Source organism: Pseudomonas frederiksbergensis (assembly GCF_003732275.1).
Taxonomy (GTDB): Bacteria; Pseudomonadota; Gammaproteobacteria; order Pseudomonadales; family Pseudomonadaceae; genus Aquipseudomonas; species Aquipseudomonas frederiksbergensis_H.
In genome coordinates this window covers 1-12,670 of sequence record NZ_MOBM01000020.1, presented here as the reverse complement: position 1 = coordinate 12,670, position 12,670 = coordinate 1, and the positions used below count along the sequence as shown (strand labels likewise).

Sequence of the window (12,670 nt, the reverse complement as noted above, 5' to 3'; positions counted from 1 at the left end):
TCGGTTTTTTCTACGCACATCCGAATGACTTTTCTGGCCGATTGTTGCCTGTCGCCAAGGGCCGTAAACCCTTTGCAGACATTCATAACGACTAAGCTTGCAGGCGAGCAAAAGTGAAACTTTTTCGAGTCCAGTGAGCGAGGCGAGCGTTTTGAATCGATTGTTATGAGTTACTTTGCTCAGCTCTTTGGCGTGGCCAATAATATATTTATATACATACTGGGCCCGTAGCACAGCCTAGCCATAAAATGATTGGAAGGCAAGAAGCGAAAAATATTGCGCCGCCGCATATTGCGTAGATGATGCATGTAGTTAAGTTAAGCTTTAATTGTGCAAGAAAAATAGACGCCGCAACTAGATAAAAAGCAAGTGAGGCGAAAATAGCTACATTGATTGGATGCTTCTGAATTGTCAGATGAAGAATTAGCTCCAGGGTGGTAAAGGCTAAAATAGAAACCATGATTGCAAAGGCTATGTAGAATGGCGCCTGGTTGCTCTTTAGTGTTTTGGCAAATTTGAATACATGAAGTGATGAGATTAATAAGGCAGCCATTATCAGCGCTGTGAGTGCTAGGGCATATAGCGTAATTGGGTAATAAATATGCAACTCCTAACTCCTATTAGGCGACATCGCTGTCGCATTCAAACGCGGTAGTGCCCTATAACGTTTCTTGTTGTCCTGGAAGCCATTGTCTAGCCTGGAAGAAGTCGCAGTAACCGCAACATAACCCATAGAGAAACGAAACTGGGATGCGCCAAGCTCATCTGCGGTAAAGATTCAGCGCAGAAGGTCGAAGCTACCTATTTGCGACTAGTCTGTCCACCGACCGCTTTTGGCCCAGAGTGTGTAAAAACGCCTTCGCGAACACTTGCTATGATTTCTGAGGATTTCATCGCAGGGATCGCCCATGAAGCGCTTTATCCAAGGTGAACATCGAGGCCAAGGCACCTTACTTCCCGAGAACCTCGACGACTACGTCAGCGATACCAATCCGGTGCGTGTAGTCGACGTCTTTGTCGACGAACTCGACCTGGTCAAGCTGGGTTTTGACGGTGCCATCCCAGCCGATACTGGCCGGCCGGCTTACCACCCCTCGGTCTTGTTGAAGATCTACATCTACGGTTATCTCAACCGCATCCAGTCGAGCCGACGTTTGGAGCGAGAAGCCCAACGCAACGTCGAGCTGATGTGGCTGACCGGGCGTTTGATGCCTGATTTCAAAACCATCGCCAACTTCCGAAAAGACAACAGCAAGGCCATCCGAGGCGTCTGTCGCCAGTTCGTTGTGCTGTGTCAGCAGTTGGGACTGTTTGGAGAACATCTGGTCGCCATCGATGGCAGTAAATTCAAAGCAGTCAACAACCGCGACCGCAATTTCACCAGCGCCAAACTGAAGCGGCGAATGGAAGAAATTGAATCGAGCATCAACCGTTACCTGACTGCACTCGATGCTGCCGATCGGCAAGAACCCACAGTTACCGAGCCCAACGCCGTGCGGCTGGAAGAGAAAATCGCCAAGCTCAAAACTCAAATGAAGGAGCTTCAAACGATCGAAATCCAGCTCAATGAATCCCCGGATAAACAGGTCTCACTGACCGATCCAGACGCCCGCTCCATGAAGACGCGGGGCAGGGAATCGTCGGTTACAACGTGCAGACAGCGGTCGATACTCAGCACCATTTGATCGTTGCACATGAGGTGACCAACGTCGGTTCCGACCGCGATCAACTCAGCTCGATGGCCAAGCAGGCCCGCGAGGCGATGGCGTCAGATACGTTGTCGGTAGTGGCTGACCGAGGTTACTTCAAAAGCGAACAAATCCTGGCTTGTCACGATGCCGGTATCACCGCCTATGTGCCCAAGCCGATGACCTCTGGAGCCAAGGCTGACGGGCGTTTCAATAACGATGCCTTCGTCTATGACGCGGCAAAAAACGAATACATTTGCCCGGCTGGAGAGGCGCTGATCTGGCGCTATACCAACGTTGAAAAAGGCCTGACGTTGCACCGTTACTGGAGTTCGAAATGCCAGGGCTGCGCGTTGAAATTGCAGTGCACACCGAGCACGGAACGACGAGTTCGACGCTGGGAGCATGAAGACGTATTGGAGAAAATGCAGCTTCGGCTGAGCAAAGCACCAGAGATGATGCGAGTCCGAAAACGGACTGTTGAGCATCCCTTCGGGACGCTCAAACAATGGATGGGTGCAACGCACTTCCTGACGCGAAAGCTGGCCGGGGTGAGCGCGGAGATGAGCTTGAATGTACTCGCCTACAACTTGAAACGGGTCATGAAAATCATCGGTACCCATCACTTGATGAAGGCGCTAACGGCCTAAAAAACGGCCTGTTTTTACGTCTCCCGATGATCTGGCGCGTTGCTGGGGCGGTTTAGCTCATCAGGAAGGGACATCGTGCCTTGATCAGGCTACGGAGCCGGACAGCCACTCAGCCTTGAAAATCAAAACGGGATCTAGCGTTTTTACACACTCTGGGCCGTTTTCTGCCTATCGACCGACTGAAAACGACCCGTAGTGGACATCGACGAAAGGCACTTGCTGGTACCAATTTGGCCTCACGTAAGGCCGCAGACTACCTATTATTATTTAGGGGAAATCAATTCCCTGTGACTCTGAGGACGTAAGTCATGTTCTCGATGCGTGAGCTGCGCCAGATCATCGAATGCGGCTTTCTTCCGTTCTCCTGCACCTGCACGGCAAATCCGGATGGATCGTTGATGATCAAAGTGTTCGATCCATCGACTGGACAGGTTGAATTGTTGGTCACTGCCGTCACGACAGAGAAGCTAACGTCCAGCCGAGCGATAGCGGAACTCATAGGCGAGTTACGTAGTGAGATGGCCATCAGACGTACGAATTTTGCCTAGGGACGCTTAGGCACAGAGCTCCCGAGAACCAAGATGACTATTGAAAAATTCGAAGAGGACTTGGCTTTGGCTCGTACGGAACTGGCTGCTGCAACTGCAGACGTTATGGCTTTCGTTAGAGTGGGGAGGGCCTTCGGGGAACAGTGGGAGGCCGCCGTTGAACGAGAGCGCGAGGGACATAAGAGAATGCAGCGGGTGCTCAATAGCCCGCGGGGCTCATCCGTGGATGGGAAGCAGGAGCCATAATTGTCTCGCCAATCGCAGCCCAATCAGCTCGTCCGTGAGCCGTTGGTGGAGGCGGATGCCACCTGCTTCACTCCGGAGAGCGTCTCTCGTTCGTTTGAAAGTGCAGGGAATTGCTCATTGATTAACGAGAGATGATCCAGCGCTTCACGAAACTTGGCATCTGCCCTCCCTCGAAGCTGCAAATATTGAAGGAAAATTTCACTATCAAGATCTGGTCTATCCAGCAAGTCGATTGCTGATCGATTAAGCGCGTTCGCCTCTTCAAAAAGGTTTTCATTCTGCTCCATCGCCAAGCGGCGACAAGCGGTGAGATGGGCATTGGTGTGCTGGGAGTACATGGCCACCTCCTACTTCATTGATCCCCCTCGAACCGCCACGGCCGAGCCTTCAGGCGAGGTAACGCAACCGTAAGATTTTTGATCTCGCGATAGAGGTATGACCACCCCGTGTATTGATGAATATCAAAGGGAATCGGTTAAAAAATCGATTATTTGAGAGACTGCGGCGTCTGCGGTGTTGTCTGACGGCTAACGCAAGACTGACGATTGGTTGCGCAAAGGAAACGTTGAGGGAATGAACGTTATTGCAGTGGTCTGAATGGCTGCTTCTGGCCAATTCTGTTGAAAAAGTCGGTCTGCCCAAACTGCATGGTCATTGACTGGTGAAAACGCCTTTTTTGCACGCTGCTACGTGAAATCCGAGTCCGGAACCCTCTGCCAAAAGTAAAGATTTCAATCTTGGACGCGTACTTTTCTGACGCGCAAACCATGGTCGACTTTTTCAACAGAATCGACCAGAAGCCGCCATTCAACTCGACTCGATAATACTCAGCCGACCGTGCATCATGATGCTCGCCACCTTCTCCTATGGCGCCGTGCCAGAAGAGCACAGCCTGATTTCGCGAGTCAGCTTTTTACACTGCTCCCCCCGGCGAATGAGCCAATTGAAATGGAAGTCATCTCATGTTCGAACGTAGCAAACTGGTTCCAGAGTTAATGGTCACTGACCTGGATAGCAGTCTGGCCTTTTGGGTTTCTTGCCTAGGACTTGAAGTGGTTTATCAACGCCCAGAAGACGGATTCGCTTACCTCGACTCGAACGGTGCGCAAGTAATGCTTGAGCAGGCTGAACCGGACGCAGGCCAATGGCTAACTGCCCCCCTGACTAAGCCGTTTGGAAGAGGAATCAACCTCCAGATTGACGTTGTGGCTGTCGCCCCGATCATCCAAAAACTTGGTCAGGCTGGATTTCCACTCTATCGAGAATGTAAAGACATCTGGTATCGGGCTAACAATGTAGAAGTAGGCCAGCGCGAATTCATCGTCCAGGATCCCGATGGTTATCTCGTAAGGTTGGTAGAGCGGTTGGGTGAGCGGCCGGTTTGTTCAATCTGAACGCAGGCTAAGGCGACCGTCCGTTTAGGGTCGCTTTCTGCCGGTCTCAGTCACCAAGTGTGCTGGTCAAGTCCGATGCAAACGACAGGTCAAGTCGAATACAAATGGTGGGCAAGCCTGTGCAATACCCAGTTGAGAACAATATGAAAGTTCGAAAAGCCTTACTAACCGATGCAGAATCGGTGTCCAAACTCCTAGGCCAGTTAGGCTACCAAGCCTCGCCAAAGCTAATCCGAGATAAGCTTGAGACTTTAGAACTTAGCGCTCGCGATACCGTGCTGCTGGCACAAGACGGTAAAAATATTATCGGCGTCATAAGCTTACACGTACTTGAACTGTTTCATCAGCCGGGTAGGCTCGGACGCATTACCTCCCTTGTCATTGATGATGACTTCCGAGGACAAGGAGTAGGGGCAATGCTAGTTTCCGCTGCTGACGCGTTTTTTACAGAGCAACTTTGCGTCCGGGCTGAGGTGACTAGCAGTGACCACCGAATACCGGCTCACACTTTTTATCAGCAGCAAGGTTACGCGGTCGACGAGCGTAGGTTTGTCAAACGGTATGATTCTTCCGGGGCATAGTAAGTTTAAATTCGGCGAGCACATCACCTTGATCAAATATAAAACTGGTGAGCAGCGTGTATTGCCCGAACGCTTAGTGCGCCAGTTAAAGCTGGCGGAGGATAGTCGATGAAAGTTCGATACTGGTAAGAAATGGCGAATCAACCAGACCCCGAGTCATGCATGATGCACCGTGAGGTGCAGGGTGAAGCGTTGACAGGGGAAACCGATGGGCCAGCCATTGAGCCGCGTAATCAGGAATCCGGGATGCCGATGCTGTTAAGCGAAGCAGAAGGCAATACGGAGCATGGCGTTATACGCCAGTCATGCTCTGATCCCGCGCGGTCGGAGACCCTGTGCACGTCGGGAAGTCCTTCGCACAGAAACTGGGAGATCTCAGCGGTGCCCGGTGCGCAAGCACCGGGCGGAGCAGGAAAGGCCAAAAGCCGTAACCCTGCTGTCCACGCCGCTGAGAAGTCGGATACGTCCGTAGTACCTGAGAAGCCATCGAACAAAGGGCCAAGCCCTGCGGAGATAGTGGAGGAAAGGGACGTAGCCAAGGGAAACACCGACATGCCCCCCGCGCCCCGGACACTGAGCCGGATCAGTTGCGCGTCGATGGGAATTGAAGGTGTACGTAAAGCTGCCCGAAGTAACAAGGGTATGCAATTCACGGCATTGTTGCACCACATCACACCGCAGTTACTGGTGCAGAGCTTCTATGCATTGCGCCGCGATGCAGCGGTGGGCGTGGACGGCATGTCGTGGCGAGAATATGAGGAAGGTCTTCTCCAGCGGGCGACCGATTTGCATGGAAGGCTCCACAGTGGAGCCTATCGAGCAACGCCGTCGCGGCGGGTCTATATCCCCAAAGCCGACGGCAGGCAGCGTCCGCTGGGCATTGCCTTTCTGGAGGATAAGATCGTACAACAGGCGGTCGTTACCGTTCTGAATGCGATCTATGAAGAAGACTTTCTGGGATTCTCGTATGGGTTTCGGCCGGAACGTAGCCAGCACGATGCGCTGGATGCGTTGACGGTCGCGCTCAAGGGCCAGAAGGTGAACTGGATATTGGATGCGGATATCACGTCGTTCTTTGATGAGATCGACCATGAATGGATGCTGATGTTTCTGGGACACCGGATTGCAGACCGGCGCATGCTCGGACTTATCTGCAAATGGCTTCAGGCAGGTGTTATGGAGGATGGCCGTAGGATAGCTGCGACCAAGGGGACGCCCCAAGGCGCAGTGATATCGCCGTTGCTGGCGAATATCTATCTTCACTACGTGCTGGATTTGTGGGCAAGGCAGTGGCGCCAGCGGCATGCCCGTGGCGATGTGATTGTTGTGCGCTACGCGGACGACAGCCTGGTGGGTTTCAGGACGCAATGGCAGGCTCAGCAGTTTCTGGTTCTGTTGCAGGAACGGCTAGCCAGGTTCGGTTTATCGCTCAACGCCTCGAAGACACGGCTGATCGAGTTTGGTCGTTGCGCTGCGAAAAATCGTAGAAAGCGAGGCTTAGGTAAACCGGAGACTTTTGACTTCCTGGGCTTCACACACTGTTGTAGCAACAACAGAAGCGGTGGGTTTCAAATACTGCGGCTGACGGTTAAGAAGCGGATGCGTGCGACACTGCTGGTTATCCGGGATGAGCTGAAACGTCGACGCCACGAGTCTGTTCAAATCGTGGGGCAGTGGCTCTCTAAGGTGGTCAGGGGCTATTTCAATTACCATGCGGTGCCGGGAAACCTGATACGTCTTGGCGGCTTTCGGTTGGCGGTCTGCCGTCCATGGCGGCAAGCCCTCAAACGTCGCAGTCAGCGTAGCCGGCTTCAATGGTCACGCTACGGACGCCTTGCCGACCTCTACATACCTAGACCCAGAAATGCACATCCTTACCCTGAGGATCGCTTCGCGTCACGTACCCAAGGCAGGAGCCGTATGCGGTAGTTCCGCACGTACGGATCTGTGCGGGGGGCGGCAGGTAACTGCCGTCCCTACCGCGACCATTTCAACCTGCACGGCCACCAAATGAGATCAATGCGAGGAAGGGCCGTTCCTGAGATTCCGAGACCTACATGCTAAGACCGCAGCTAGGAATCTAGTCAATGGAATATATCTATCCTTTGTGCCAGCCGATAATAGCTTTCAAAGTCAGGAACCACACTACATAGACGCGGTCTGCTCCTAGGCACTGCGAAAGGTCATATGGCGATATGGTCTTCAAGAAACGCCATTAGATGGTGGATAAAATCATCAGCTGCTTCCTCCATTACGAAATGGCCACACTCGGCGATAATCGCGCCACGCAAGTTACTAGCGTGATCTTTGAGCGTGAGCAATGGGGCATCCTTCGTGGCGTACTCGGCACCTATCGCCAGCACCGGCATCGTCAGCGGTCGTAGGGAGCGTTGCTTGTTCTGACGAATTGTTTCGGGGATCGCACGGTAATAAGCAAACCCTCCCCGCAGCCCGCCAGGTGAGGAGTAGGCCTGAATGTATATTTCGGAGGCGACCGCATTACGCTTGAACGCCCAGCGGTCAAACATGAAGTTGAGATAGGTGGCCTCCCTTCCTGTGATCAACAGCTCGGGCAAATCCCTGACCTGATTGAACAAAAAATGCCACAGAAAGATGTTTTCCTCCGGGGCTACGAATATAGGCGGTGCTTCGGCTAATCCGGGTATGACGGCTTCCGTTACAGCTAATGTCCGTACCGCCTCCGGGTAGTCACTGGCAAGAGCATACGCAATCCACATGCCGACATCATGCCCGACCAAGTGGTAACGACCGAAACCCAATTGTTCCATCGTTTGGTGCAGTATTTGCGCCACGCTGCCGGTGTCATACCCCTGTTCGGGGCGGTCGGAATCACCCAGTCCAGGCGGATCCACGGCGATCGCCATATATCCTTGAGTGGCCAATGCTTGCATCACATGACGCCACGCATACCAGGTTTGTGGCCAGCCAGGCACCAACAGAACAGGATCACCGGTTCCGGCAACTACGCAATGAATACGGATCCCCTGGATTCGCACATAGCGGTGAGTGAAGTGAGCTTCAATAGGGGAGGTAAGATCGACGGCCTTGTTCATTTTTACGCTATTCCTTCCAGGGGCGCAGTGGCCATACCTAGCATTGACTGAATTTGCTGAAAGTTGACGGGTGCACCAGCGAAGTCGTCGAACACGCGGTCAGTCACCTGGATAATGTGTTGATTGATAAATGCCACGCCCTCCCGTGCACCGTCTTCCTGGTTCTTGAGGCAGCACTCCCATTCAAGAGTCGCCCACCCCGGATAGTCAAATTGGGCAAGCTTGGAAAAAATCCCTTTGAAGTCCACCTGACCATCGCCTAGGGAGCGAAACCTGCCGGCACGATCGTTCCAGTTACTGTAGCCGCCGTAAATACCTTGACGTCCCGTGGGATTGAACTCGGCATCCTTGACGTGGAACATGCGAATGCGCTCGTGGTAGATGTCCAGGTAGCTCAGGTAATCGAGCTGCTGGAGTACGAAGTGACTGGGGTCAAACAGGATGTTGCACCGTGGATGTTCATCCACCAGCGCGTAGAAACGTTCGAAGGTGGTACCGTCATGCAGATCTTCGGCGGGATGAATTTCGTAGCAGAGATTGATGCCCACCTCATCGCACAGATTCAAGATAGGGCGCCAGCGCTTTGCAAGTTCGCTGAAAGCGGCGTCTATCAATCCCTCTGGACGCTGCGGGAATGGGAACAGATACGGCCAGGCCAACGACCCGGAAAACGTACCCATCTCGCTCAAGCCAAGGCGAGCAGATGCGCGTGCAGCCAACTTCATTTTCTCTACTGCCCACTCGGTGCGAGCTTGGGGGCGACCCTGCAGGCGGGCCGGTGTAAAGGCATCCCACATAGCATCATAGGCTGGATGCACCGCGACAAGTTGACCATAGATATGCGTCGTCAATTCGCTGATTTGTAATCCGTGCTCTGCCAGTGTGCCCTTGATCTGATCACAGTAGGCCTGACTTTGTGCTGCTTGGGCGACATCAAACAATCGCTCATCCCAGGCGGGAATCTGCAATGCTTTGAACCCATGGCCCGCTGCCCACTTGCTGATGTGGGCCAAGCTATCGAAAGGGGCTTGGGAGGTGCTGAACTGAGCCAGATGTAGGCTTGGGCCTTTTAATGTTTTCATCGTACAAACCTATTCTTTGTTGATCGACAAAGAATAGGTTTGCTAAGCGATATTCGTCAAGTTGATTTGCGCTAAAATGCGCCATCTGATTTTTTGGGCATAACGGTATGGCAGGGCGACCACGGGAATTCGACAAAGAAGAGGCGTTGACAAAGGCCATGCTCCTTTTTTGGGAGCACGGCTACGAAGGTACTTCCATGTCAGCGCTTGTCGATGCGTTAGGCATTGCATCTGCCCGCATTTATGCAGCATTCGGTAGCAAGCAGCGGCTGTTTGAAGAGGCTGTCGGGCTTTATGAGGCTGGAGAGGGAGGATTTGCAGAGCGCGCCCTGGAGCTAGCTGATATTAGTCAGGCGATCCGGCAAATGCTGTGCGAGGCCGTCAATACCTACACCTCCCCGCATAGGCCTTGGGGGTGCCTTGTGGTCAGCGCAGCTAATAGCGTGGCACCCGAAAATACGCCGGTACTCGCTTGGCTCTCGGAGCATCGGCGCCACCGGACGGAGTCGATCATCTTTCGCCTGGAAGCGGCCAGCAGAGATGGGCAGTTGAGCAGAATGGCAAATGTTCAGGCACTAGGAAATTTCTACGCAACATTTTTGCATGGGATTTCTGTCCAAGCGCGTGATGGCGTATCGAGAGATGCATTGCTTGAAGCTGTTGACTACGCAGTGGGCTTACTGCCAGTGAAGGCCTAGAGGGAATGTTTTGACTGCACAGGCCAAAACGAAAGTTCGAGGCTTCACGATACCCTCAAATCGGGCGTGATCATGGGCCGGGCGGGCCGTAATAAGCACAGATCGGATGGTAGCGACATGTCCTGTTGATTTTCTATTCGTAAGCGTCTGGCCAAGTCACCTACCTGAACCACGCGCCAAGAGCGATAAGGGCAATAGTGTCCACTTATTTTAAGCGGACGTCATCGCCCTTATCGGAATACCAAATGCGCCAGCGAAACACTTATCCAAAGCCCTTCAAAGCCCAGATCGTCCAGGAATGCCTGCAACCCGGCGCATCTGTCGCCAGCGTCGCGTTGAGGCACGGGATCAACGCCAATGTCGTACGCAAATGGCTGCCGCCCAAGCGCGATAACGCGGTCGCGAATTTGCCCGCCTTTGTGCCCTTGCAACTTGCCCCCACGGATCAAGCAAACCCTGAGACATCAGTCAGCATCGAGATACCATACGAGCAGGGGGCCCTGACCGTGACATGGCCCGCCACCGACCCGGCAGGATGTGCCCGGTTTGTTCGGGGTCTGACACGATGATCCGCATCGACTCGATTTGGCTCGCCACCGAACCCATGGACATGCGCGCCGGTACCGAAACCGCGCTGGCTCGGGTGGTGGCAGTGTTCGGTGCGGCGCAGCCGCACTGCGCTTATCCGCTTAGATCAGCTTTCTTGAAAGGATAGGAGAAATGCGAAGCTTCAAGAGCTGAGGGACGGCGTGCTTAGGAGTCACCAGCCATCAATCTATACGGGCAAGAAGATGTGTTAGTTCTTGCTCTATGATTGGCAGGTTTCGCATCGTGATGCGTGTGCCTAAGGCAACGCCCTTCAGCAACTGGTAAAGCTCACGCGCGCAGAAACGGTGTTCGTGTTCAAGCGTGTCGAGAGATAAGCAAAGTTTTACCAGCATTCAGAAGGGGATTGGATCGTCGTAATTTGGACTTCCCTTTGGTTTGTTACGTGGTACTGCAAGGCTTGTAACAACAAACATGTTCACGATGTCATCCCGATCCATGAACAGGATTTGGCTACGTTTCGTCTGATCTAGCTTGTTCCCCAGCCAGTTTCTAGCAGCCTTCGTGATCTCACCGCCCGCGACGATAAATGCGTGATCGACAAGTACGCGTCTGCTTAATTCGGGGTCGAATATTTCGTGTCCCAGCATCATGACCACCTGGTTGTAAATTTCGGCGACGTTGGCGTGAGAGCCTTTGGTAACGCCAGATGAGTCCAGTTTTCCCTTTTTAACCTGAATCCCAAAATATAGTACGTGCAGGGTGGGTAAGGTGTACTTCATCCAAATGTCTTTCCCATATTCGAGGGCTTTGTCCTTATGCCCTGCAGCTGTAATCCTATGGAAGCCGAGTTGACGAAACAGGGGCAACAGGATCACCTCGATGAGCTCATCCTCAGAGCATTGATCTAGGTAGCTGACCAACTGTTCTCGTCGCTCAGTTTCCAATTTTGAGAGGGGCCGATGAGGATTCACATTTCCAGAGGCTACAGTGCCTGTACCAACGTGACGGATATAGCATTGATCGTCCTCCCCGTAGAACGCCTCGAATCCCTCACGCTTCAGTGAGGCATTCAGCGTTCGTAACGCACCCTCTCTAGGCGCTTTTTCGTTAAAAGCATCTTGGGGATCCATCAACGTACGAATTATCCTGGCCATCGTCTCAGGAGGTGTCTGAGGATTGGGATGTGGCTCATCCAGAATTTGCTGAAGGACGTCGGCAATCCAGAGACGGCGGGTTGAACCGTCATGAGCGTAATCGGTATCTGAATCTCGGAAGAAACGTGTGATGTAACTACTGCTCAGATACTTAAAAAAACCTCCTTCTCGATCACCACAAATCATCTCCGCAATTTCTTCAACGGTTCTTGCTTTCCATTTCATGCGATTTCTACCTGATTCAGCGGTCGAATGATTCCTAGAGATTATCCGAAGTTGAGAGAGCTATAAGCGTTTTATGGACTCAGAGGGGAGGGCTGGTTGCCTGGAACGTAAAAAGCGCTTGGTCTGGCGAAGAACTCAGAACATCTGCTCCTTTTCATCGCGACGGTCGGAGCTTTATGGGATCTTTAAAATAGGTGTTGAGGGGTATTTCCACCTGTTCGATGAGCGTGAATATGGCCATCGCACCATGAGTAGGCGGCATGGTGTTTCGCGCGAGGAACCTACTACGTAGAAATTCCAGTTTTGCCTGTGAGCACTCTATTGTGAATCCGGTTCGCTGCGCCTACGGGATACACCCTTGCTCAACGGCATCGTGCCGCCTAGGTCAGCCAGTCGTTTTCCAGCCTTTAGCCTGACATATATCTTCAAGGCGTCGTCGAGGATGTCTTCTATTTGCGATCCTGGATCAGCTAGATTCAATGCAGCGTAAGGGGCCGGGGAACACACCTTCTTCGCCCGGCCGTTATGGGCGATTGTGTCCGCGTATTTTTAAGTGGAGAACATCGCCTTTCTCGCTGGGGTCGGGTAGTTGACTTTGCCAGCCGGATACTTTTCGATTGCAGGTTTTTACACTTAGGGGACGGCGGCGCAGTAATACGCTGCTGTTACGAAGGTGCAATGAAGCCCTGCGCCTTTTTGCCCCCCCATTGGCCGGCACCGAGGACAATTGTCAACACCGGTTGAAAACTGACCCACCCTACCGAAGTAAAACTGACCCACC

The 12,670-nt window shown here is 52.8% G+C and carries 11 protein-coding genes and 1 pseudogene; 8 read left to right on the top strand and 4 right to left on the bottom strand.

Going from position 1 to position 12,670, the window contains the following annotated elements; all coding sequences use genetic code 11:
* Positions 1 to 908 precede the first annotated feature (908 nt).
* Both BK662_RS15795 and BK662_RS15790 read left to right on the top strand, forming a co-directional pair.
* Positions 909 to 2,338: pseudogene (locus BK662_RS15795) on the top strand (IS1182 family transposase).
* A gap of 308 nt (positions 2,339 to 2,646) precedes the next feature.
* On the top strand, positions 2,647 to 2,886 hold the full coding sequence (locus tag BK662_RS15790) for a DUF1652 domain-containing protein (RefSeq protein WP_123358828.1): 240 nt from the start codon (positions 2,647 to 2,649) through the stop codon (positions 2,884 to 2,886).
* Positions 2,887 to 3,155: 269 nt separating this feature from the next.
* On the opposite strand, the gene BK662_RS15780 is transcribed toward BK662_RS15790, so the two are convergent.
* A complete protein-coding gene (locus tag BK662_RS15780; protein WP_185047134.1) occupies positions 3,156 to 3,470 on the bottom strand; it encodes a hypothetical protein in 315 nt (104 codons plus the stop codon).
* Between the two features lie 624 nt (positions 3,471 to 4,094).
* Here BK662_RS15780 and BK662_RS15770 point away from each other — a divergent pair.
* The 4 genes from BK662_RS15770 to ltrA all read left to right on the top strand — a co-directional run bounded on the left by BK662_RS15770 (position 4,095) and on the right by ltrA (position 7,036).
* Positions 4,095 to 4,526: a bleomycin resistance protein gene (locus BK662_RS15770; protein ID WP_123358826.1), complete on the top strand. Its 432-nt coding sequence runs from the start codon at positions 4,095 to 4,097 to the stop codon at positions 4,524 to 4,526.
* Positions 4,527 to 4,630: 104 nt separating this feature from the next.
* A complete protein-coding gene (locus BK662_RS15765; RefSeq protein ID WP_123358825.1) occupies positions 4,631 to 5,107 on the top strand; it encodes a GNAT family N-acetyltransferase in 477 nt (158 codons plus the stop codon).
* Positions 5,010 to 5,219 carry a hypothetical protein gene (locus tag BK662_RS34815; protein WP_185047143.1) on the top strand — a complete coding sequence of 70 codons (210 nt, stop codon included), beginning with the start codon at positions 5,010 to 5,012 and terminating at the stop codon, positions 5,217 to 5,219. The genes BK662_RS15765 and BK662_RS34815 overlap by 98 nt, the downstream gene beginning before the upstream one ends.
* Before the next feature lie 50 nt (positions 5,220 to 5,269).
* On the top strand, positions 5,270 to 7,036 hold the full coding sequence (gene ltrA, locus BK662_RS15760; protein ID WP_375538999.1) for a group II intron reverse transcriptase/maturase: 1,767 nt from the start codon (positions 5,270 to 5,272) through the stop codon (positions 7,034 to 7,036).
* A 254-nt stretch (positions 7,037 to 7,290) separates the two neighbouring features.
* Here the strand turns inward: ltrA and BK662_RS15755 are convergent, their stop codons facing one another.
* Together BK662_RS15755 and BK662_RS15750 are read right to left on the bottom strand one after the other, a co-directional pair.
* Positions 7,291 to 8,181 carry an alpha/beta fold hydrolase gene (locus tag BK662_RS15755; RefSeq protein ID WP_123358823.1) on the bottom strand — a complete coding sequence of 297 codons (891 nt, stop codon included), beginning with the start codon at positions 8,179 to 8,181 and terminating at the stop codon, positions 7,291 to 7,293.
* Positions 8,182 to 8,183: 2 nt separating this feature from the next.
* On the bottom strand, positions 8,184 to 9,263 hold the full coding sequence (locus BK662_RS15750; protein WP_123358822.1) for a sugar phosphate isomerase/epimerase family protein: 1,080 nt from the start codon (positions 9,261 to 9,263) through the stop codon (positions 8,184 to 8,186).
* 107 nt (positions 9,264 to 9,370) lie between these two features.
* Here BK662_RS15750 and BK662_RS15745 point away from each other — a divergent pair, with 107 nt between their 5' ends.
* Both BK662_RS15745 and tnpA read left to right on the top strand, forming a co-directional pair.
* Positions 9,371 to 9,961 carry a TetR/AcrR family transcriptional regulator gene (locus BK662_RS15745; RefSeq protein ID WP_123358821.1) on the top strand — a complete coding sequence of 197 codons (591 nt, stop codon included), beginning with the start codon at positions 9,371 to 9,373 and terminating at the stop codon, positions 9,959 to 9,961.
* Between the two features lie 245 nt (positions 9,962 to 10,206).
* On the top strand, positions 10,207 to 10,530 hold the full coding sequence (gene tnpA / locus BK662_RS15740) for an IS66-like element accessory protein TnpA (RefSeq protein WP_123358820.1): 324 nt from the start codon (positions 10,207 to 10,209) through the stop codon (positions 10,528 to 10,530).
* 372 nt (positions 10,531 to 10,902) lie between these two features.
* Here tnpA and BK662_RS15730 read toward each other — a convergent pair whose 3' ends face one another.
* Entirely contained in the window at positions 10,903 to 11,889 is a 987-nt protein-coding gene (locus tag BK662_RS15730; protein WP_123358819.1) for a hypothetical protein, read from the bottom strand.
* Between the last annotated feature and the right edge of the window lie 781 nt (positions 11,890 to 12,670).

Coding starts and splice junctions, on each gene's coding strand:
- ltrA (WP_375538999.1), top strand. CDS start 5,270: ATGATGCACCGTGAGGTGCAGGGTGAAGCGTTGACAGGGGAAACCGAT.
- BK662_RS15750 (WP_123358822.1), bottom strand. CDS start 9,263: ATGAAAACATTAAAAGGCCCAAGCCTACATCTGGCTCAGTTCAGCACC.
- BK662_RS15730 (WP_123358819.1), bottom strand. CDS start 11,889: ATGAAATGGAAAGCAAGAACCGTTGAAGAAATTGCGGAGATGATTTGT.
- BK662_RS15780 (WP_185047134.1), bottom strand. CDS start 3,470: ATGTACTCCCAGCACACCAATGCCCATCTCACCGCTTGTCGCCGCTTG.
- BK662_RS15745 (WP_123358821.1), top strand. CDS start 9,371: ATGGCAGGGCGACCACGGGAATTCGACAAAGAAGAGGCGTTGACAAAG.
- BK662_RS15755 (WP_123358823.1), bottom strand. CDS start 8,181: ATGAACAAGGCCGTCGATCTTACCTCCCCTATTGAAGCTCACTTCACT.
- tnpA (WP_123358820.1), top strand. CDS start 10,207: ATGCGCCAGCGAAACACTTATCCAAAGCCCTTCAAAGCCCAGATCGTC.
- BK662_RS15765 (WP_123358825.1), top strand. CDS start 4,631: ATGGTGGGCAAGCCTGTGCAATACCCAGTTGAGAACAATATGAAAGTT.
- BK662_RS15770 (WP_123358826.1), top strand. CDS start 4,095: ATGTTCGAACGTAGCAAACTGGTTCCAGAGTTAATGGTCACTGACCTG.
- BK662_RS15790 (WP_123358828.1), top strand. CDS start 2,647: ATGTTCTCGATGCGTGAGCTGCGCCAGATCATCGAATGCGGCTTTCTT.